Here is a 21,423-nt window from a genome sequence, read left to right on the forward strand (position 1 = left end):
ATTTAGCTACAACATAGTTAATGTGAGTTTCGCAAGATTATAAGCATCGACATAACCCGAGTGCTGACGACCTTCCCACTCAATATTTTTGGCTTCTTGAGCAGCGCGGTGACCAATGCGTTTGTCTTTCAAGCGATTCTGAACACGGTAAAGCGTTGCGATGTTTAAGAACTCGCTAAACGGAGGCTCGATACCTTTCTCAATACACTCTTTGTGTAAGATAAGGTCGTCACGTCCCCACGCTGCATAGATTTTCTTTGGGCCACCGAAGTTCTTAATCATCGACTTGATAACAGACTCTAATGGGCGACCCTGCTTTTCGATTTTACGAGGTGTAATACCCGTTAACTCGGCGCAGAATAGAGAGACTTCGTCTTTTTCGGGCTTAACGTAATATTGCGCGCGCTTCACGATGGTTCCAGATACAAGATCGATCTCAGCAAGACCAATTTCAATGATCTCCCCTGTTGTTCCTACACCGTCTTCGCTCCAACAGCACATTTCCAAATCGAAACACACCACTCGATTGTGATTCATACGTCGCCTAATTCTCTCGTCAAAAATTTCGTGAAATTGTACATGAGCCTAATAAAGAACTCGACCCCAGTTGCATCAAGTGCTCATTTAGCCTGCAATTGTGACTCGATTTCGGCCATTTGACTTACTTAGGTATAACATGCTGTCAGTTTTTTGAAGGAGCGCTTCAATGTCTTCATTAGTGCGGATGGTAGCCCCGATGCTTAGAGTACAACTCAATAGCTGGCCAGAATGCTCGCAATGAGACTCACTCACCTTCTCTAAAATACATTCTAAATAGCGAGACAATGAGTCATGTTCAGTGATGCTCGAAATGATACCGAACTCATCCCCTCCCATCCGGAATAGGTTATCTCCAGACTTCAAGCTCACTGAGATAACCTTAATCACATGGATAAGTAACGCATCACCGGCTGGGTGCCCAAACTTATCATTGATCTCTTTAAACTTATCAACATCAAACACTATTAAGCTAAACGGCTTATCGCTTTGTATCGATTGACCAAGCATCTTATTAAAAGCTCGGCGATTATAAATTTCCGTTAAACTGTCATGATTGGCAAGAAAGCGAAGTTCTTCTGTTCTTTCATCAATCATTCGATACAAGCGCTCTTTCTCTCGAATTTGCAGGTTCACAATATAAGCAAGCAGTAATGAGATAGTGGTACCAACTATTCCGATTCCCGCCAACACTAAGTAACCATTAAATGAAATACATGCATCTATCTTGAAGTCGATGATCCATTCACGGTTAGTTAATGTAATCGTCTTTGTAATGTGCTGCCCAGTTACCGCTTCATAACCATTGGTTTCGAACATTATCGGGGCATCTTCAGCTTCAAAACCGCTATCGGTAACACGCACATAAACGTCCATATCGCCGACAGTAGACGCCAGAAGTTTCTCAAAATAGTATGTGGTACGAACAACACCAATCACAACCCCTAACAAATTGTCCGTTTGACCATCAAACACAGGGTGGTAGACCAACATTCCGCTCTTAGGTGTGTTGCTGTCTAAACCGTCTTGCAACAGACGAACTTTGTCTGAAATATTCGCTTCACGTGTTTTTTTAATGTTATCAATGACCAGATTAAACCGCTCACGAGAAGAGTAAAAACCCAAAACACCGTTGTTCACTGGATCATTCGGATAAATATCTGTCGCGATAAATACGGGCTCGCCATCCAAGACATAACCATAAGTTTTTGGCCCATGTTTAGGGATAGTAAACATTCTATAGGATGGGTATTGAGCTTTCATTTTGGCGGTGTGCGCGGCGATATCTTGTACCGCCACTTTTTGCATCCACTGCAATCCGATCAGGCTTTTCGAACCGTTAATCGTTTGCTGAGCAAAACGATCAAATCGATCCCGACTATCGACATCATTCGAATAGAAAAAATTCGCACCGGAACCGATATAAGCGACATCGTTATCAATAAACGCTTTTAAACTGAGCGTTTGATGCTGAGCAAAGCTATCCAGATTCTCATTCAAAGACCTATTTTGATTCGCCGCAACCAAAACAAAACACAACACCGTCATCAAAAATGTGGCAAAAAAGACAACTAACGGCAAAGTTCGTTTCTTCAACCCTGTTATAGGGTCGGTAGTGTGGGGCATACAGCTTCCCATATGATGTTATTTTGAGTCGAAAGTATACACTGCCGGAATGCTAGGCTCTATTTATCTTTGACTCTCACAATGGGATAAAACTAACACTATTTACAACCCATGGACATTTGCGGCTAATAAACCAACAAATCTCGATTAACTTTCAAGCTAACTCACCAAAAAGCCAGTTTATTGAAAACATTAAATAAAGCCCTTAAGCCTTGAATATGCTAGTATCCACCCATATTTATAGCTTGAAAGTGACCATTTCGGCCTTATGCCACTGAGTTTCTTTCCAACCTGTATATTCCTTTAAACCGACGAATATACCGTTAAATCAATTTTAAAGAGAAATCACTATGATCGTTGATTTGAACCTAATCCCACAAACGTTTGATATGCTTCACGCAGGCCTAACTGCATCAAGCGTTTTACTACTGCTAATTGCCGTTTCTCGTAAAACCAAAGTGGTTGAGAAAGTCGTAGAAAAACCAGTAGAAAAGATCGTTGAAGTTGAAAAGCCAGTTGAGAAAATTGTCGAAGTAGAGAAAGTTGTTGAAGTTGAACGTGTGATCGAAAAAGTAGTAGAAGTTGAATCTAAGCTGGCAACAGCACCAACAGATTCTGCAATGCAGCTACTGTCTATCATGCAGCAAGAAGCTCGTTTAATTGACTTCCTAAAAGAAGACCTAACGTCATTCTCTGATGAAGAAGTTGGCGCAGCTGCTCGTGTTATTCACACTGGCGGTCAAAAAGTATTAGCCGATTACGTAACGCTGTCTCACATCCGCACTGAAGATGAAGAAACACGTATCACTATCGCTGAAGGTTTCAATCCTCAAGAAATTCGCCTAACAGGCAACGTAACGGGCAATGCACCATTCAACGGCACATTGGTTCACAAAGGTTGGAAAGCAACTGACATGAACCTGCCTAAGCTTGCTGAAAACTACGATGCATCTGTAATTGCACCGGCAGAGGTAGAGCTATAATGGAACACCAAACTCAGCCATCATCGCACGAGTCTTCTTCTCAAGAACATACGCCGCAGATGCATTCACAAGAGCAAGCGCCTAAGTTCAGTGTTGGTATCGATTTAGGTACCACACACTGCGTTTTGTCTTTCATCGACACAAGCAATGAAGACGCTCGCGTTGAGGTGATGCCAATCCCTCAATTGACGGCTCCAGGTACAGTAGAAACTCGCAGCCAACTTGGCTCGTTCCTATACCAGCCGCACGAACATGAAATGAATGCGGGATCTCGCGTTCTTCCTTGGTCTTCTGAGCCAAAAGCGCTAGTCGGTGCGATTGCTCGTAACCTAGGTTCGAAAACCCCTATCCGTTTGGTAGCAAGTGCAAAATCTTGGCTATGCCACGGTGGTGTGAACCGTCGTGATGCGTTCCTTCCTGCAGGCAGCCCTGAAGAAGTTGAAAAGGTATCTCCGCTTAAGACCACTGAGTTGTACCTTGAGCACCTTAAAGATGCTTGGAACCACGCTAACCCAGAACACAAACTGGCAGACCAAGATGTAACGATCACGGTTCCTGCTTCGTTTGATCCTGCGGCTCGTGACCTAACAGCAGAAGCTGCGCGTAATGTTGGCTTCACTCACCTGACACTTCTTGAAGAACCTCAAGCAGCACTGTATAGCTGGATTGATAACAGCAACGACACATGGCGTGATGAAGTGAACGTTGGTGACATCGTTCTTGTTGTCGATATCGGCGGTGGTACGACTGACCTTTCGTTAGTTGAAGTAACACAAGATGAAGGCAACTTAAGCCTGAACCGTATCGCTGTAGGTGAACATATCCTACTGGGCGGCGACAACATGGACTTAGCTCTGGCTTACCGTCTGAAGATGAAACTGGCTCAAGAAGGTAAAGAACTGGCTCCTTGGCAGGTTCAAGCAATGACTCACGCGTGTCGTGATGCGAAAGAAGCACTGCTTAACGATGCTGAGCTTCAATCTGTGCCAATCGTTGTTCCAAGCCGTGGTTCTAAACTACTGGGCGCAACACTGAAAACAGATCTAACTCAGCAAGAAGTACAACAAACATTGGTTGATGGCTTCTTCCCGAAAGTAGCGGTGACTGAGCACCCAGTACAAAAGACGCGTGGCGCACTGACTCAAATGGGTCTGCCTTACGCTCAAGACGCAGGTATTACTCGTCACATTGCTGCATTCCTTTCTAAGCAAGCGAACGCGCTTTCTGGAAATAGTGAAACCGCTCAGCAAGATTTCAACCCGTTTGCAAACATGCCCGGTATGCCCGGTACAGAAGCGCAAGGGTCAGAAGCGCCAGCGGCAGACTTCATCAAACCAACAGCGGTACTGTTCAATGGTGGTGTTCTAAAATCTAACCTACTTGCTGATCGTCTTTCAGACACGATCAATGAATGGCTAATTAATGCAGATGCTGAATTTGCTAAACAACTTTCAGGTTTAGACTTAGACCTAGCGGTTGCAAGTGGCGCTTCTTACTACGGCGCAGTTCGTCGTGGCCAAGGCGTTCGTATCCGTGGTGGTATCGCATCTTCTTACTACGTAGGAATTGAAAGCGCGATGCCAGCTATCCCAGGTATGGCTCCTCCGATGGAAGCTTTGTGTGTTGCACCATTTGGTATGGAAGAAGGTTCAAGCGTACAAGTACCTAGCCAAGAATTCGGTCTAGTGATTGGTCAGCCAGTACACTTCCAGTTCTTCGGTTCAACCATTCGTCGTGAAGATGAAGCGGGTACGCACCTTGATCACTGGGCGCCTGAAGAGCTTGATGAGCTTCCTGAAATCCAAGTGACATTGCCGGTTTCTGAAGGCCGTCGCGAAGGTGAAGTGGTTCCAGTGACTTTGGCTTCTCGCGTTACTGAGCTAGGCACCTTACACCTAGAAGCGATTGCTACTGACAACGGTCAGAAGTGGCACGTTGAGTTCGATGTTCGTGAAGACTCGAATAACGACTCAAACGAACAAGCATAATGAATCAACGGCACCTTAGCGGGTGCCGTTACTTTATCAATGCATTTCTCAATCTAGTCCTGCCTGTTTCTCAGGAATGACGTTTACGAATAACAACAATAAGACCAAAGCTATCAAAAAACTGGTCATCACTCTGGAAGAATAAGGTTTTGTATGGCAACTCCTCGTTTTTTAGTCGGCATTGACTTAGGTACAACCAATACGGTTGTCGCTTACTGTGAAATCAACGACGACCTACAACATGCTCCCGTTTCTCTTTTCGATATTGACCAACTCATCGGCCCCGGTGAAGTGGTTCGCAAGCCCTTACTCCCATCCTTTCGTTACCACCCAGCACAAGGTCAAATATCCCCTTCTGACCTGACAATGCCGTGGGAACCAAGCCCCGTTGAAGGCGATATTAAGAACGTTATCGTCGGTGAATGGGCACGTGAATTAGGCGCTAAGGTTGAAGGCCGCCAAGTATCGAGTGCTAAGAGTTGGCTGTCACACCAAGCGGTGGATCGTAACTCCGACATTCTGCCTTGGGCAGGCGCAGCAGATGTCGATAAAGTCTCGCCAGTTGTGGCGAGTGCAAGCTACCTCAACCACATTCGCCAAGCATGGAACTACCGTAACCCGAGCAACAAGCTTGAAGACCAAGATGTTGTGGTTACCGTTCCTGCTTCCTTCGATGAGACAGCACGCAAGCTAACACTCGAAGCCGCAGAACTGGCGGGCTTAGGTAAGATTCTATTACTCGAAGAGCCGCAAGCCGTTTGTTATGACTGGTATGCCCGTCACCAACAAACCGCAGCAGATGAACTTCAACAAATCCCACTGATTCTAGTGTGTGATGTTGGAGGTGGTACCACCGATTTAAGCTTAATTGAAGCCAAATTCGATGCGAACAGCGACGGTAATAACGAGCTCGCACTCGACCGTATTGGTGTTGGTGAACACTTGATGCTTGGTGGTGATAACCTCGATTTAGCCCTTGCCCACCTTGCAGAGCAACGCTTCAATCAAAACAAAAAGCTGAATGCCTCTAGCCTAACCAAACTGATTCAACAGACTCGCGCCGCAAAAGAGAGCCTGCTTTCTGCCAATGCGCCCGATGATGTAAAGATCACCATGCTGGGCAGCGGTTCAAAACTGCTTGGCGGTACTAAGAGTATTGGTTTAACTAAACAAGAAGTCCATCAAATCGCATTGGAAGGTTTCTTCCCGCTTTCTGAGTTTACTGAAACACCCGACAAACGCCGCAGTGCTGTGGTTGAGTTTGGTCTGCCTTACGTGGCTGACCCTGCGGTGAGTAAGCACGTTGCAGAATTCCTAGCAACGCACCAACAAGTGTCTAAAGCCGCATTGGAAAACTCAGACTCTATTGAGTTCGATGACACCAAACCTGCAATTCCAGTTGGCGTGCTGCTCAATGGTGGTGTGTTTAACAGTGAACTGGTAACAGAGCGAATTACTCAGCTACTGGGCAACTGGAACGGTTCTCCTATCACAGTACTTGATAACCCTCATCCAGATTGGTCTGTTGCCCTTGGCGCGGTTGCCTTTGGTAAAGCACGCCGCGGTGCACAGCTGAAAATCGGTGGCGGTGCTGCCCGTTCTTACTTCTTGCATCTGCAAGAGAAAAACAAGATGGGTAAAGCGCTTTGTCTGCTTGCCAAAGGAACCGAAGAAGGCCAAGAGATACGCTTGAACAGCCGTCGTTTCTCGCTGACTTTAGGTGAGCCAGTACGATTTAATCTTCTGACTTCAACACACGATCAAATTGCTCATGACACCGCCATTCAAAACGGTGTGATGGTCAATGTGGATGCCGACTTGTTCTCCCCTCTTCCACCTTATATTTCTACGCTGGAAGGGTCTGGTACTGCAGAGCTTCAAGCCAACCAAAAAGAACGCGTCGAAGTACTGCTCGCTTGTCAGTTAACCGAAGTCGGCACATTGAAAATGGAGTGTGTGAGTATAGAAGATGACTCTAAGCGTTGGTTGCTTGAGTTTGAAGTAAGAAACAAGCAAGGCGATGAATCTGATACCTCCGCGCTTCACCCAAGATTGGAAGAGTGTAAGGAGTTGATTTCTCGCCTGTACAGCGGCAACAAGAAGAGTGCTGAATCGAAAGAGATCAAAACACTATCGAAAGATCTTGAGAAGCGACTAGGTAAACGCGATGAATGGGACTTCACGACCCTTCGTCATCTATTTGATACCTTCTCATTAGGTCGTAAACGTCGTCGCCGCTCAGAAGCACACGAGAAGAACTGGCTACGTTTGGCGGGATACTCGCTACGTCCTGGCTTTGGCGATCCGACTGACTCATGGCGTATCGAACAGATTTGGGGCCTTTACCAACAGAACATTCAGTTCAAGAACCACCAAGGCTGGACAGACTGGTGGGTATTCTGGCGTCGTGTCGCTGGTGGGCTAAACCAAGAGCAGCAAGAGAGTATCTTGGCTGACATCGCTAAATACCTTCACCCAGGTGCAATGAAGAACCCTAAGACAGCCAAAGATGCGCAAGATAATGGTTATGAAGCCATGGTCCGTTTAGCGGCGTCACTTGAGCAACTTGAGGTTGAAGACAAAGTGCTGCTGGCAAGTTGGTTCTTAAGCAAAGCGATCAACCATAACCAATTTGAACAGGCTCACTGGTGGGCGCTAGGACGATTAGCATCAAGAACGCCTTTGTATGGCAGCCAACACAGCGTAATTCCTAGAGAGCAAGCTGAACAGTGGTTACCAAAACTGCTTGAACAGAACTGGCAGAAAGAGCAGATGATCGCCTTCGCAGCGGTGATGATTTGTCGAAAAACCGGTGACCGTCAGTTTGATATCTCTGACGACTATCGCAATCAAGTGATTGAGAAGCTTAAGCAAAGCAAGGTACCTGACTCATGGTTAACACTAGTGAGTGAAGTGACTGAGCTTTCTGAGAGTGAATCTAAGCGTGTGTTTGGTGATGCGTTACCAAGCGGATTAAGCCTAATCAATAACTAGGTTTGAAAACGATTAGCTTTCGTTGCTAATGGTAAAGAAGCTAGCAAGAAAAGAAAAAGCCACTTTCGATTCGTTGAAAGTGGCTTTTTTATTGGTGGCTTAAGGCTGGTATGTGTAATCGACTTATAGCTTTTTGGTTAAGAGCCTTAGCCGTGTTGCAGTTCATCATTGTTAATGTTTGGTTCCAATTGGGTTGATAGGAAAATCCGTATTTTCATAAATGTCAGATAGTTTTTTCGGTTTCTTCTCTTTTGCTCCTTTGTTCGATTGATTATGAGTTTCGCTTAAAAGCCATTCCTCATGCATTTTTGCTGAATCCAAAAACTCTGGATCCTCCATTGCTTCCTTGCGAAGTTTATTTACACGTTCGAGAGTATCCCAAATCATAATACTTCACCTCCACTAAGGCAGTAATATAAAGATAGCTCAACCCCATGAAACTTCAACTAACCCAATGAGATAGCGATCTCAATTTCGTAATTCACTCGCTTTAAATGAGTGGATATGGTCACCTTTAGTTGGGCTCAAATAGTGGGTCTTTCCCCATGATCTTCGAAGATCATTAGGCACAAAAAAAGCGAGCTCGATGCTCGCTTTTTGTTTTTCTATCTGTTGATCGAAACACCAACACTCACTCGATTAAATCACACCGAGATTAAGCACGGTTACCGATTTTCACCTTGCCATTGGTAGCAAACCAAAGGGCTTCTGAACGACGACGACCGATTAAAATCGGGCCATCATCGTAGAACAAAAAGTTCTTCCAATGCTTCTTGAAAATCGCCCATTTGGTTTCAAGAACATTGTACTTTTCATAACAAAAATAAACAGTTACGTCATCTTGCCAATCAATAAAGTTAAGAATCTCTTCTGGCATTTCAGGCTCATCCGCTTCCCAATGCGCCATCCAGCTGATCTCTTCATTCCAGTTCGATGCTTTGCTTGGCCAGTCTTGCGAGCTCAGTCGTTCTGCGTCTGGGCTTTGAGGGCTCACGTTCTCTTTCCAGAACTGAGAAGCTCTCGCCTGTGTCATTGGCTTAATCTTTTCCAAGTCCTCTGCCGGCAGCGGCATTGACTGGTGTGTGAAAATCCATTTTCTTTGGTATTCGTCCAAAGTTGTGTATGACATCAAAATTCCTCAAATATCTTCTCAGGCTGATGGATTTACCATGCCTATCTGTTCTTTTTGATGCAGTGACGGTTTCATTTTATCTATGTCGTCACTGCCTCTAAATCTGTATTTACGCTTAATTGGTACTTACGCCTAATGACTATTGATCTCTATACAGCGCGTCTATCTTCCCAGTTTGGGTTAACTAATGCCGTCAGTATATGGTCTTCCCATTTACCGTTAATCTGTAGGTAGTCTTTAGCAAAACCTTCTCGGACAAAACCAAGATGTTCTAATACGCCAGCACTGCGTTCGTTGTGAGGCATGTAGCCCGCCATTAAGCGGTGCATGTTCTGCACATCAAACATGTAGTCTTTGGCCATGTTCAAACCTCTGCGCATGTAACCGTGGCCCTGTGCACTTTGCGCCAATGAGTAACCGACATTACAAGCGTAGAACGGGAAACGAGACAAATTACTGAACGATATGGTGCCTAACATTTCATTAGAGTCAGCGTTAATCAGTAAACAGTAATAGCCTAGCCCCATTTTATGAAGCTCGTTTAACTTGATCAGTCGCTGCGCCCAACTCGCTCTATCAAAGAACGCGTCTTCGCGAATCGGTTCCCAAGGTTTCAGATACTCTCTGTTAACCTGAAAGTACTCGCTGATCATGCCAGCATCATCGATTTCAGCCGTGCGTAGAATCAGATTACCATCATGCTTATAAATGCGCTCTGGTGTACTCAAATCTTCCATAATCTTGTTCTTATTCGATCAGTTCTTTCTGATACCGTAATCACGAAGCTTATTCGCAATTGAGGTATGAGAAACATTCAAACGTTTTGCTAGCTTACGGCTTGATGGGAAAGACTGATAAAGCTTCTCTAGAATCTGAGATTCATAGTCTTTCATGATCTCATCGAGCGAGCCGTCTAAGCTCAGGTTCGCCATTCCAGCCGTCATTGTTTCAAGCTGTGGCAAGTGGAATTGCTCAACCGTTAGCGTGTCTGAATCCAACTCTGTTAGTGCGCGTAGAACCATGTTGTCTAACTGACGAATGTTGCCCGGCCATTGGTAATTACCAAGCTGGTCGACTAACTCTTGAGTCAGTTTTGGTTTTAACATACCTAACTGCTGCGCGTACTTTGCAACGAACAGTTCCAACAGTGGCGCTACGTCGTTTGAGCGTTCACGCAATGCAGGGATAGACAGAGTCAGTACATTCAAGCGGTAAAACAAATCTTCACGGAACGAACCCGAGTCGGCTAATTCAGAAAGACGGTGGCGCGTTGATGCAATAATACGAACATCAGCGTGCATCTCTTCTTCTTCACCAACACGACGGAATGAACCATCTTGTAGGAAACGCAGCAGCTTGATTTGTAGATGCGGGCTCATCTCGCCAATTTCATCTAAAAATACGGTACCGCCATTCGCTTGTTCGAAAATACCTTTATGACCTTGCTCATGGTTGAATGAACCCGGCGCATGACCAAACAATTCCGTTTCCGCTACGTCATCAGGCATCGATGCACAGCTTAGAATCAAGAATGGGAAAGACGATCGATTTGAACGGTTATGACACGCTTTTGCCAACATCTCTTTGCCTGTCCCTGTATCGCCTTCAATTAATAGAGGCTGATCCAGCATAGCCAATTTCTTAGCTTGGCTGATCAAGGCTTTATGGCGATTAGAGACACCAACAAAGTGTTCGAAACCTAGGTTGTTCTGTTCTGGGATTGAATCTGGCGAGTTCATCTCTTGATTACAAGAGCGAATCGTCATTACTGCGCTTGCCAGTACCGCTTCGTTGACATCACCACCAAGGTAAATCGGCAGGATCTCAATAGAGAAATCTAAACCATCTAACACGACAACTTCACGATGACGCGTTACATCGCCTTCGATCCAGCGAGCAAAGTTAAAGCTAGGAACAAACGTCGCTAGCGGTTCACCGATGACTGCGTCTTCTTGCTTATTAAAAAGGTTCAATGCAGCGTGGTTAGCCATATCGACTGAGCCTTTAAGGTCAATCGCAATAACAGGATCAGGTAGGTTTGCCAGCAGAGCAATCAGCTCTGTGTTATGCCTTTCGCTTGGCATAAATTGGATTTTACGTACATCCTTCACACCTGAAATTCGGCGAATTTCAGCCATAAGTTCACTAAAAGCATCAAAATCAATATCAGGGCAGTTTAGATAAATAATACCTTTAACATCAATTTCGATTCCTCTTAAATCAATGCTTTTTGAGGCCAAGATATCGAGCAACTCACGCGTTAAGCCGAGTCTGTCTTCACACAATACTTCAAGACGCACAAATAGTCCTATTATAGGTGTCAGGATAAGTTGACAGTAGTGTGGATTAAGCTCTGAGTTCAGTCAAGAAGAAGAGTAAACATATGTTTACTCTTCTTCTCAAACTATTGAGCTTCAAATGCTTTATTTAAGAGTGATACGCTTTATTTCAGAAAGGACGGCTTTGCGGAGGTCTGCCAGTTTTACTTTTCGTTCGTTATGCCAAGGCATAGGACGCAGCAATGTCATGGCTTTTAAGCCCAGTCTTGCAGTAAGGATACCGACACCTAGCCCCTGCCCTGCTCGAGCTGAGACTTTGCCTGCAAGATCCATCGAGACGAGATCCATACTTGCATCAATCGCGAGCTCACTTGCTCCTGCAGCGGCCATGTTGATTAACACCAGTTTAAATAGCTTAATGCGAGACCAGTAGCCAAGCTCAATGCCATACACATCAGCAAGCTTGTCTATCATGGTGAAATTCCGCCAAGCCACCAACAACATATCAGCCGCCGCCAATGGACTCACCGCGACCAAAGCCGCCGATTCGGTCGAAAACTTAGTGACGATTTGAGTCGCTACTTTGTCTTGTTGACTCACGACTAACGCATCGTACATATCCAACACTTCTGCATCACTGTGTGCTGGGTTAATGCTGTTTCGCCACTTATCGTACGAAGGAGACTCAGCGATAATGCCACCTTGCTTGGCGATGTTTTCACAGAACGCTTTGCCCTTGCCGACACTTTGACTTTGGAGTAGCTCTTCACTCTGCTCTTGCACACTAAAGTGATCTTTAAGTGAACGCAGTTTCCACAGCTCTTTGCCTATTGCGCCTAAACCCAATGAAGCAATGGCAGCAATGAAGCCTGCCCAACCTAACGCCAGCCAGTCAGCCGATTGAATCGCGGTAATGACCGAATCAATTGCCTGCCATCCAACTAGGCCAGAGAAAGCGACCAATAAACCCGTTCCAAACCACTTCTTCTTTTTGCTCGGTCGAATCACTTGTTCCAATTGCTGCTCAGCTTCACCATCAAGATCAGCTTTCACTTGCGGTGCGACAGGGACAAATTTCTCTTGCTCTGTGAACAGTTGTTGAGCGCCTAAATCCGGGCCAACGTCACTCTTGTCTTGCTCATCAAAAGAGGTCTTCAACGGTTCATTAAAGACCTGCTTTGTTTTTAATTCACTCATTTTGATTGCCTCAATTACTTCAACTTGTCGCCAATGAGATACTCTAAAACCTTGTCGACTCTTAGATGTTGGCAAGGCTCATCGGAATGTTGCTCCATCGGTCTAAAGCTCGTGAAATCAAACTGGTTGGTTTCCCAATACTGTTTATTAGGCAACTTACGCGGCACCTCTCCCGGATACATGGTTTGAGGGACATTATCCAAAGTCACACCTTGCAACGCCGGAACATTGTCTGAACCCGACGAGATATAACCCGCGCTGGTCGCTTGAATAGACGCGATACTCATACAACTCATGTCGATGTGTTCAAACGCCGCCTGCTGCCAAGCTGGATGCACCATCTGTTGTAACAGTGACACCAAGTTCGGATGTTGATCCGGTGTCACGTGGTCAGCTTTTGTGGCTGCAAACAAGATCTTGTCGATCTTCGGCGCGAATAAACGTCTTAAGATATTGCTTCGACCGTACTTAAAGCTCTTAAGTAACTGTTCTAACGCGCCACGCATGTCCATGAAAGAGTCATAGCCCGCATTAAGTGGCTGTAAGCAATCCACTAGCACGATTTGTCTGTCGAACGTCGCGAAGTGATTCTTGTAGAACGCTTTGACGACCTTCTGTTGATACTCTTCATAACGCGCTTTCAGTACCGCATAGTTACTTGTTTTTGAGAACTTACCCTCAGGTGCGATGCACGGGAAGAATTGCAACACAGGCGCGCCTTCAAGCTCACCGGGTAATACGAATCGACCCGGTTGTACCCAATGCAGCCCGTTACTTTTACAAGTATGAAGGTACTGAGTGTAGCTATCGGCAATCGCGACCAGTTTCTTTTCGTCCGCTTCTGCTAGCAAATCGATATCACCACGCATGGCGTTCCACTGTTGCGAGTAAGTTTCTCTGTCGCCTTTCAATGCGGCAAACTGAGATTGGCTCCAGGTATCGAAGTCCATATCCAGTAACGGCAAATCAAGCAGCCATTCACCTGGATAATCGACAATATCGAGATAAAGGGTGCTGTTTTTACTCAGTAGCTTTTTCGCGCCCTTCGCAGGCTTATATTTGATTGCTAGACGAATCTCACTGACATCACGCGTTGGCACTGGCCATTCTGGTGGCTGTGCATTCAACGACTCCATCGCTTCATCATAAGAGAAGCGTGGAATCATCATGTTGTGTTGCGGGATGCGCTTTGCGCCAATAATTCTTCCATCTCTCGCAGATGCAAGCAGTGGCAAGTTTTTGTGGGTAGACGTATGAAGAAGCTGATTAACCAGCGAAGTAATGAATGCTGTCTTACCCGCACGAGAGAGCCCCGTGACCGCTACTCGAATATGAGAATCCGTTCCTCTGCTTATAAAGTCACTCATTTCTTGAGTTAGGTGTTTCATTTGAACGACTCCGTGATAGTTAGGCTAGCTGGTTATGATAATAGAAAGGCAAGCCTATGTTCTTTCCCCGTTGGGATAGTTTGTATGCTTTTGCTTATGTTGATGAGTATGCAATACACATTCTTAATGCTAGATGAATAAAAGCCCCTGACTACATTCATAATCAGGGGCTTTAGAATTTTTGCACGATATCCGACGTCTAATCGTCTTCAATCAACTTGTAGATAACAAACAGTGCAATCTCTGCAATTAGCCAAAGCGCACATGTAATCGTCACGTATTTATTATCAAAGATACTGATCCCTTTCAAGATCAGGTCGTAGCCAACAAAAGCACCAATCACCACTGCCAAGATAATCTGTAGGATCTGAATAAAACGAGGCATTCCTCTCTCCTATGTTCTTATATCAAACTATGTGTTTATCACTATATCATTGATAATAAGACAAAAGTGCAGATAATGCTGCACTTTTGTCTTTAACTTTCTGTCAAAAATTGCAATTCAAACGCTGAAGTTAGCGACAATTACGATTTTTTGGCGTCGATTAATTACGCTTTCTCAGCTTCAGCAATCTTCACTTTCCACGTGTCAGGGCCGATCTGGTGTGCGTTCACGCCGTTAGAGTCAACCGCTACCGTTACAGGCATATCTTCAACTTCAAACTCGTAAATCGCTTCCATACCGAGATCTTCAAACGCAACAACGCGTGCTTTTTTAATTGCTTTTGCGACTAAATAAGCTGCACCACCAACCGCCATTAGGTAAACCGCTTTGTGCTCTTTGATTGATTCAACCGTTGCAGGGCCACGTTCCGCTTTACCGATCATGCCCATAATGCCAGTTTCGTTCAGCATCATGTCAGTGAACTTATCCATACGTGTTGAAGTTGTTGGGCCCGCAGGACCTACCGCTTCATCACCTACAGCATCAACAGGACCCACGTAGTAAATGAACTTGCCTTTGAAATCAACGCCGGCTGGTAAGCCTTCGCCGCTTTCTAGCATGCCTTGAATACGTTTATGAGCAGCATCACGACCGGTTAAGATCTTACCTGACAGAAGAACCGTTTCGCCGGTCTTCCACTCTTGTACGTCTTCTTTAGTCACTTCATCAAGGTTAACACGACGTGTATTTGCGCCCGCTTCCCAAGTGATGTCTGGCCACTCTTCTAACTTAGGTGGCGTTAGCTCTGCTGGGCCGCTGCCATCTAGTGTGAAGTGAACGTGACGCGTTGCTGCACAGTTCGGGATCAAACATACAGGCTTAGAAGCAGCATGAGTTGGTGCTGTTTTGATTTTTACATCAACCACAGTAGTGAGACCGCCAAGACCTTGTGCACCAATGCCAAGCTTGTTTACACGGTTGAAGATGTCTAAACGAAGCTCTTCTTCTGCGTTCTCAGGACCTTTCTCGATAAGCTCTTGGATATCGATGTGTTCCATCAAAGATTCTTTCGCTAGCACAGCTGCTTTCTCAGCCGTACCGCCGATGCCTATACCTAGCATACCCGGTGGACACCAGCCTGCACCCATTGTTGGCAGCGTCTTCTCTACCCATTCTGCAATATCATCAGAAGGGTTCAGCATAACCATCTTGGTTTTGTTCTCAGAACCGCCGCCCTTAGCCGCGATTTGAATTTCAACTTTGTTGCCTGGAATCATATTAATGTGGACAACCGCTGGTGTGTTGTCTTTGGTATTAATACGCTTACCTGCAGGGTCCATTAGGACAGATGCACGCAATGGGTTATCTGGGTTGTTGTAAGCTTGACGAACGCCTTCATCAACCATCTGTTGTACTGTTTGATCCGTTTCCCACCTAACATCCATACCGATGTTCACGAAACAAGTAACAATACCCGTATCCTGACAAATTGGACGATGGCCTTCCGCAGACATGCGCGAGTTGATAAGAATCTGAGCGATCGCATCTTTAGCTGCTTGGCTCTCTTCTTTCTCGTACGCTTTTTCTAGGGCTTGGACAAAGTCTAAAGGGTGATAATAAGAAATGTACTGAAGTGCGTCAGCGACACTGCTGATCACATCTTGCTTACGAATAACCGTCATTGCATGCCTCTTTATTGTTCTGGTTCCATGTGGGTTCACAGTTTGACTATATGTGCCAAATCGAATTAGGTGGTTTAGCTTTTTATTGTGTTGAGCTGTATTTAGTTGCTTTAGCAATCGCTTGCATAGCTTTAAACTAAACCACTTGGATTACACCGTTCTAATCAAGAACCCATTTTATTTTCAATTTATGATACTCTTGCTTCCTCTCACACGCCATGCAGTGATCGAACTCTTTGTCACAAATTAAACAAATGAATAACAACGAATTTCGCTCTATCCAAATCAAGCCGCTTGAATATCAATCAACTTTAGCTAAACAGCTGTTTTCCCATATTGAAAACCTGCCGTGGGCAATGCTATTACGCTCCGCTTCAGAAAGCCACGTTGATAGTCGATACGATATTTTAGTTGCTCAACCCATCGCCACCTTCGAGACAATCGGTGCAGAAACGACCGTTAATGTTAATGAGACGTGCGAGGTTTCAGACTCTGATCCTTTCGAACTACTCGACCAATATCAGCAACAATTATTGCCTGCGACTAAAGAGCACACTCAGTTGCCATTCGTTGGCGGCGCTTTAGGCTATTTTAGCTATGATTTAGGGCGCAGAGTCGAGACACTTCCATCACTCGCAAAGCGTGATATTGAAGCACCTGACATGGCAGTTGGCTTGTATGAATGGGCTGTTATCGTTGACCACCAATTGAAAACGGCGTGTATTGTCGGTAGCAATATCGATGAACATCATGATTGGCTAATGCAGCAGATGGCTCAATCACACCTATCACATGCGCCCTTTGGGTTAACCACACCGTGGCAATCCAATATGAGCGAAGAGAGCTACGCCACTAAGTTCGATAGTGTTCAAGAGTACCTGTTATCCGGGGACTGCTATCAGATTAACTTAGCTCAGCGCTTCAATGCCCAATACCAAGGTAGTGAATGGCTGGCTTATGACAAGTTAGAACAGTACAACTCAGCGCCCTTTTCGGGTTTTATCCGTTTGGCCGACTGCGCAATCATCAGTGTTTCGCCAGAGCGTTTCTTAGAACTCAAAGACAACGTCATTGAAACCAAGCCAATCAAAGGCACACGACCTCGTTCTGAGGACCCGCTGATTGATAATGCCAACGCGCAAGACCTAGCAAGCGCCGATAAAGATCAGGCGGAAAACTTGATGATCGTCGACCTACTTCGTAATGACATTGGCCGAGTAGCAAAACCGGGCACAGTGCATGTACCAAAGCTCTTCGATATTGAAAGCTTCCCTGCCGTGCACCACTTAGTGAGCACGATACGAGCGGACCTTGATGACCAATACTCTGCAACTGACCTTCTGAGAGCCTGTTTCCCTGGAGGCTCGATTACTGGCGCACCAAAAGTTCGCGCGATGCAGATCATTGAAGAGTTAGAACCGCATCGACGTTCAGCGTACTGCGGCAGTATTGGCTACATCAGCCGAAATGGCAGAATGGATACCAGTATTACCATTCGTACATTAGTCGCCGAGAACAACACGCTTTATGCTTGGGCTGGCGGTGGTGTGGTATTTGATAGTGATTGTGCTTCTGAATACCAAGAAACACTGGATAAGCTGAGTCGAATTCTACCGGTACTTGAAGATTGCTAAACCTAGTGTCATTAACTGCGAGTTCCGTAGCTTAACGGCTAGCAAAAGTTCGATATAAAAAGAAACCGAAGGATCGTAAGATCACTTCGGTTTTTTAGTCTGTAAGTTAGAGTACATAACTCACAACGCTTTATTCGCGTGTTTAAGCGACCTTCACCGCTGAGACACCCCACTTCTTGAGCATCTCTTTCAGATCGTTGGCGGTGTAAGGCTTACTCAAAATGTCATCCATTCCACACTGAATACAACGTTCGCGTTCTTCCAATGTCGTTCCGGCGGTCAGTGCCACAATAGATTTAACGTAACCCTTCTCTCTTAGCTTCTCTGTTGCTTCAAACCCGTCCATAACAGGCATTCTGCAATCCATGAATACAATGTCGTATTCGTTGTCTGACGCGAGCTCAAACCCTTCGACACCATTACTTGCAATAGCTGGTTCAATCTCATGTTTACGAAGCATCTGTTGGATGATGATCTGGTTCATCTTAATATCATCAACCACCAGCACTTTAAGTAGTGACAATTCCGCCTCATACTCAAAGCCCTTGGCGACACTATCACTCTCTGCCGGAACATCGACAACTTGAAGAGGAATCGAGATGGTAAACGTCGTGCCTGAACCAACGACACTGGTCACCCCAATATCACCATTCATCAGAGCCACCAGTTTGCGACAAATCGCTAACCCAAGTCCTGTACCCTCATAGTTCCGACTACTTGAGTTATCTGCCTGCGTAAAAGGTTCAAACAGCGTCTTATGTGCTGATTCAGCAATTCCGACTCCAGTATCTTCTACAGAGAAAACAAATTGGTTTTTGTCCCATTCGATATCGACATTCACATGTCCTTCTTCTGTAAATTTAATCGCATTACCGATTAAGTTCACAAACAGCTGAGTGATGCGCTCTAAATCGCCTTGGAAATGGGAGGGAACATTTGACGCAACACTGATATTAAATTCAAGCTGCTTCTCGATTGCTCGATTGACGAAAATACTATCAATCGTGTTTCGCAAGTCATTCAGGGCAAATTTCTTTGGAATAAGCTCTAACATCCCTGCGTTAATTTTGCTGTAATCCAATAGATCATTAATGATGGTTCGGAGAAACTCTCCAGATTGGCTCAGGTTGTTCACTATCTCACGCTGAGAGCTATTCAGTTCGGTATCACTGATCAACTCGGCACTACCTAGTAAGCCATTAAGTGGAGTTCTTAACTCATGATTAATCATGGCCACAAAGTCACGCGTTGCCCTTTCGGACTCTTCCGCTCGTTTACGTGATTCAATATTTCGGTTGATTGCTAGTTGATGGGTTAAGGCACTGCAGATAAGGTCCGTGACCAACAACAGTTGGCTTTGGATAAACTCGTAGTCTTGGTCTAACAACCTGACTCTGACGATTAACGCACCAACTATGACTTTTTCAACCTCTAAGGGCACGGTCAGTAGGTTGTCTTGCCAATGAGGTTCTTGAATGTCTTGCTCTAACACCTCGACAGTCTCATCGCCATAATCATAGGTCTGTAACTGAGGGATGAGCTTGGGAGGTAGAATCAAACGACTGGCTTCGATTAAGTAACTGTTAGTCACGTTGGTCGTTAGTTCAGATAGCATGACATCATCGAGATCATTTCTTAGAAACGCGCGCCCAAAATCAATCAACAGGTTGTCGATTTGTTCTTGGAATTCAATGCGGCGTATATTCGCGTTGGAGCGCTTTTCTAACTGACGCAAAGCAAGCTCAAGCTGTTGGTTAGCCTCGAACAGTTCGAGGCTCTTCTGTTCCAACAATCCTTCAGCCGCTTTCCTTGCCGCGATTTGACGCTTAAGCTTCTTCTCTAGGGCAGATGCCAGATCCATATTACTTTTCTACTTTGAGATTAAACCTAACCACGCTTTGGTCATCATTTTGTGGCGTCATCTCCACCGCGATAGATTCACCGTGGTATTCAGCACATCCTTCAATAAGCCCTAAGCAAACATGAGACATACACCTTGCGCTTTTGTAGTCAAAAACAAGTTGTGCTTCGTTCGTGGTGATAAAACTGAATTCAGGTGGCTCAGCATCTGGATAGAGCTTCTTCACTTCAACATGAATGTAACGCTCTACGTGCTGAATAAATTGAAAGGTGGTATTGCTGTGAGCAAGGCTCGCTTTATTCGGTAATGAGGCCAGTAAGTTCTTAAATACAGACTGCCCAAACACGCGTTGCAAGCTTGCCGCATCAATATCGGTTTTCTTACTCAAGTTGATAATCAACCTGACAAGGTCTTTGTGGTCGTAACTGCCGACCGACGTATAGATCCCTTCATCTTCTGACATTTCTAGAACTTCTTCCAAAAGCTCTAGCCCAAACTTGTCTTCAACAAGCTCTAAAAATTCGGTGAATATGATTCCTTTCATCTCATACCTTTTCTTCTATTTCTTTTTAGAATGGTCCACTAAGTTATTGTTATCAAATTCTTAAACAAAAAATCTACGTTTCGTCACCCAATTTTATGACATGGGTAACGCTTACTCGCCTGTATGCACATATTGAATATAGCAAAAATCGTCATTTTGAGGAGATTCATCGGTAAACAGCCTCTCATGACGCCCAATTGATAACTAAAAGAGGGAAAGTGAATGAAGAAAAACTCGATATTGGTAATCAACCCACGGTTATGTCTATACTTAAAATCATAATAATCAATATATTGGCTTGATATGAATAAAGAAAACTTCCTTCAGCAATTCCAACTTAACCCTACCGTTGGCTATCATCCTGAGTCAGTAGAGCGTGTTTCGCACATCAGTGGCGAGCAATTACGTAAAGCGGCAGTGGTGGTAGGTTTAGTTGAAAGAGAAGATGGTTTACATGTCATTTTTACTAAAAGAGCGGCTCATTTAAAGCATCACCCCGGCCAAGTCAGCTTTCCTGGTGGTAAACACGAACTTTCTGACCCTTCTATGCAATTCACTGCACTCAGAGAGCTCCATGAGGAGGTGGGAATTCGATCGGATCAAGTTAAAATTATTGGGCAATTACCAGCATTGAGTACTATTAGTAAATTTTCTGTGACGCCGATTATTGCCATGGTCGATCCTGACTATGAAGCCATCATTGATGAGAACGAAGTTGCCTCAATTTTTGAGGTACCCGCTACCTATGTTTTAGACCAAGCCAAGTTACACAGCCACACTGTTAACTTTAAACAAATCAAGCATCGGGTTTTTGCGATGCCTTTCCAAGAGCACCTAATTTGGGGCGTTACGGCGCAAATTATCCAATCGCTGCAGCAACACGTACTGCAACGAATCACATAGCAACTACGTTTTGTTTAATCTCTGTTAACAAAATCCAGACTTTCTATGGAACAGATTTATTAATGCAATTTTACGCAAACGTTTCCCTGGTATAAATCTATACAACCCCGCCTTTCGCATAAATAAAACTAATACCAGGCATAAACATAAATCACATGTAGCACGCCATTTTCGTGATCAAAAATTCGTTTTTCGCATATCATGTGACACGCCGTTTCATTACATGATTTAGATCTATTTTTTGCAGAAGAAAATTCTGCAGAATTAGCCCCGACTTATTTCCTGTTCCC

General features: G+C 44.8%; 17 protein-coding genes. 5 read left to right on the forward strand and 12 right to left on the reverse strand.

The features are described from left to right. Positions 1-6: 6 nt before the first annotated feature. Positions 7-537 carry a 3'-5' exonuclease gene (locus AB4249_RS01910; protein WP_017060438.1) on the reverse strand — a complete coding sequence of 177 codons (531 nt, stop codon included), beginning with the start codon at positions 535-537 and terminating at the stop codon, positions 7-9. An 87-nt stretch (positions 538-624) separates the two neighbouring features. Next, positions 625-2,163 carry a diguanylate cyclase domain-containing protein gene (locus AB4249_RS01915; protein WP_372102243.1) on the reverse strand — a complete coding sequence of 513 codons (1,539 nt, stop codon included), beginning with the start codon at positions 2,161-2,163 and terminating at the stop codon, positions 625-627. 350 nt (positions 2,164-2,513) lie between these two features. Between AB4249_RS01915 and AB4249_RS01920 the strand changes: the two genes are divergently transcribed. From AB4249_RS01920 to AB4249_RS01930, 3 genes are all read left to right on the forward strand, one after another. Continuing rightward, complete coding sequence (locus AB4249_RS01920; protein ID WP_017091262.1) at positions 2,514-3,146, forward strand: DUF2760 domain-containing protein; 633 nt, start codon at positions 2,514-2,516, stop codon at positions 3,144-3,146. Beyond that, a complete protein-coding gene (locus tag AB4249_RS01925; RefSeq protein WP_372100851.1) occupies positions 3,146-5,134 on the forward strand; it encodes an Hsp70 family protein in 1,989 nt (662 codons plus the stop codon). Before AB4249_RS01920 ends, AB4249_RS01925 begins: the two co-directional genes overlap by 1 nt. Before the next feature lie 153 nt (positions 5,135-5,287). Continuing rightward, the gene (locus AB4249_RS01930; RefSeq protein WP_017067721.1) at positions 5,288-8,128 is read left to right on the forward strand and encodes an Hsp70 family protein; all 2,841 of its coding nucleotides are present in this window, start codon (positions 5,288-5,290) and stop codon (positions 8,126-8,128) included. Positions 8,129-8,299: 171 nt separating this feature from the next. On the opposite strand, the gene AB4249_RS01935 is transcribed toward AB4249_RS01930, so the two are convergent. From AB4249_RS01935 to AB4249_RS01970, 8 genes are all read right to left on the reverse strand, one after another. Beyond that, positions 8,300-8,515, reverse strand: a complete 216-nt coding sequence (locus AB4249_RS01935; protein ID WP_372100853.1) for a hypothetical protein — start codon at positions 8,513-8,515, stop codon at positions 8,300-8,302. Between the two features lie 268 nt (positions 8,516-8,783). After that, the gene (locus tag AB4249_RS01940; RefSeq protein WP_017060433.1) at positions 8,784-9,257 is read right to left on the reverse strand and encodes a DUF2947 domain-containing protein; all 474 of its coding nucleotides are present in this window, start codon (positions 9,255-9,257) and stop codon (positions 8,784-8,786) included. 152 nt (positions 9,258-9,409) lie between these two features. Continuing rightward, the gene (gene rimJ, locus AB4249_RS01945) at positions 9,410-9,997 is read right to left on the reverse strand and encodes a ribosomal protein S5-alanine N-acetyltransferase (protein WP_065584184.1); all 588 of its coding nucleotides are present in this window, start codon (positions 9,995-9,997) and stop codon (positions 9,410-9,412) included. An 18-nt stretch (positions 9,998-10,015) separates the two neighbouring features. Continuing rightward, the gene (tyrR, locus tag AB4249_RS01950) at positions 10,016-11,560 is read right to left on the reverse strand and encodes a transcriptional regulator TyrR (protein ID WP_017067720.1); all 1,545 of its coding nucleotides are present in this window, start codon (positions 11,558-11,560) and stop codon (positions 10,016-10,018) included. 123 nt (positions 11,561-11,683) lie between these two features. Next, a complete protein-coding gene (locus AB4249_RS01955; RefSeq protein ID WP_102333205.1) occupies positions 11,684-12,736 on the reverse strand; it encodes a YcjF family protein in 1,053 nt (350 codons plus the stop codon). Positions 12,737-12,750: 14 nt separating this feature from the next. Beyond that, complete coding sequence (locus AB4249_RS01960) at positions 12,751-14,124, reverse strand: YcjX family protein (protein WP_017067718.1); 1,374 nt, start codon at positions 14,122-14,124, stop codon at positions 12,751-12,753. Positions 14,125-14,323: 199 nt separating this feature from the next. After that, entirely contained in the window at positions 14,324-14,509 is a 186-nt protein-coding gene (locus AB4249_RS01965; protein WP_004734731.1) for a hypothetical protein, read from the reverse strand. Positions 14,510-14,673: 164 nt separating this feature from the next. Further along, entirely contained in the window at positions 14,674-16,191 is a 1,518-nt protein-coding gene (locus AB4249_RS01970) for a fumarate hydratase (protein WP_102320448.1), read from the reverse strand. A gap of 254 nt (positions 16,192-16,445) precedes the next feature. Between AB4249_RS01970 and pabB the strand changes: the two genes are divergently transcribed. Next, on the forward strand, positions 16,446-17,825 hold the full coding sequence (pabB, locus tag AB4249_RS01975; protein WP_372102244.1) for an aminodeoxychorismate synthase component I: 1,380 nt from the start codon (positions 16,446-16,448) through the stop codon (positions 17,823-17,825). 142 nt (positions 17,826-17,967) lie between these two features. Here the strand turns inward: pabB and AB4249_RS01980 are convergent, their stop codons facing one another. Together AB4249_RS01980 and AB4249_RS01985 are read right to left on the reverse strand one after the other, a co-directional pair. After that, positions 17,968-19,686 carry an ATP-binding protein gene (locus AB4249_RS01980; RefSeq protein ID WP_102320450.1) on the reverse strand — a complete coding sequence of 573 codons (1,719 nt, stop codon included), beginning with the start codon at positions 19,684-19,686 and terminating at the stop codon, positions 17,968-17,970. 1 nt (position 19,687) lies between these two features. Beyond that, positions 19,688-20,230 (reverse strand): heme NO-binding domain-containing protein, encoded by a 543-nt coding sequence (locus AB4249_RS01985; protein ID WP_065584176.1) that lies wholly within the window; start codon positions 20,228-20,230, stop codon positions 19,688-19,690. A 303-nt stretch (positions 20,231-20,533) separates the two neighbouring features. Between AB4249_RS01985 and AB4249_RS01990 the strand changes: the two genes are divergently transcribed. Beyond that, positions 20,534-21,133: a CoA pyrophosphatase gene (locus AB4249_RS01990; protein ID WP_102320451.1), complete on the forward strand. Its 600-nt coding sequence runs from the start codon at positions 20,534-20,536 to the stop codon at positions 21,131-21,133. The last annotated feature ends 290 nt before the right edge of the window (positions 21,134-21,423 follow it).

Source organism: Vibrio sp. 10N.261.55.F4, from assembly GCF_041470465.1.
GTDB lineage: Bacteria > Pseudomonadota > Gammaproteobacteria > Enterobacterales > Vibrionaceae > Vibrio > Vibrio crassostreae_C.

Bases quoted from the DNA above. Each gene is read 5' to 3' on its own strand.
- AB4249_RS01910 (WP_017060438.1), bottom strand. From the start codon at position 537: ATGAATCACAATCGAGTGGTGTGTTTCGATTTGGAAATGTGCTGTTGG.
- AB4249_RS01915 (WP_372102243.1), bottom strand. From the start codon at position 2,163: ATGCCCCACACTACCGACCCTATAACAGGGTTGAAGAAACGAACTTTG.
- AB4249_RS01920 (WP_017091262.1), top strand. From the start codon at position 2,514: ATGATCGTTGATTTGAACCTAATCCCACAAACGTTTGATATGCTTCAC.
- AB4249_RS01925 (WP_372100851.1), top strand. From the start codon at position 3,146: ATGGAACACCAAACTCAGCCATCATCGCACGAGTCTTCTTCTCAAGAA.
- AB4249_RS01930 (WP_017067721.1), top strand. From the start codon at position 5,288: ATGGCAACTCCTCGTTTTTTAGTCGGCATTGACTTAGGTACAACCAAT.
- AB4249_RS01935 (WP_372100853.1), bottom strand. From the start codon at position 8,515: ATGATTTGGGATACTCTCGAACGTGTAAATAAACTTCGCAAGGAAGCA.
- AB4249_RS01940 (WP_017060433.1), bottom strand. From the start codon at position 9,257: ATGTCATACACAACTTTGGACGAATACCAAAGAAAATGGATTTTCACA.
- rimJ (WP_065584184.1), bottom strand. From the start codon at position 9,997: ATGGAAGATTTGAGTACACCAGAGCGCATTTATAAGCATGATGGTAAT.
- AB4249_RS01955 (WP_102333205.1), bottom strand. From the start codon at position 12,736: ATGAGTGAATTAAAAACAAAGCAGGTCTTTAATGAACCGTTGAAGACC.
- AB4249_RS01960 (WP_017067718.1), bottom strand. From the start codon at position 14,124: ATGAAACACCTAACTCAAGAAATGAGTGACTTTATAAGCAGAGGAACG.
- AB4249_RS01965 (WP_004734731.1), bottom strand. From the start codon at position 14,509: ATGCCTCGTTTTATTCAGATCCTACAGATTATCTTGGCAGTGGTGATT.
- AB4249_RS01970 (WP_102320448.1), bottom strand. From the start codon at position 16,191: ATGACGGTTATTCGTAAGCAAGATGTGATCAGCAGTGTCGCTGACGCA.
- pabB (WP_372102244.1), top strand. From the start codon at position 16,446: ATGAATAACAACGAATTTCGCTCTATCCAAATCAAGCCGCTTGAATAT.
- AB4249_RS01980 (WP_102320450.1), bottom strand. From the start codon at position 19,686: ATGGATCTGGCATCTGCCCTAGAGAAGAAGCTTAAGCGTCAAATCGCG.
- AB4249_RS01985 (WP_065584176.1), bottom strand. From the start codon at position 20,230: ATGAAAGGAATCATATTCACCGAATTTTTAGAGCTTGTTGAAGACAAG.
- AB4249_RS01990 (WP_102320451.1), top strand. From the start codon at position 20,534: ATGAATAAAGAAAACTTCCTTCAGCAATTCCAACTTAACCCTACCGTT.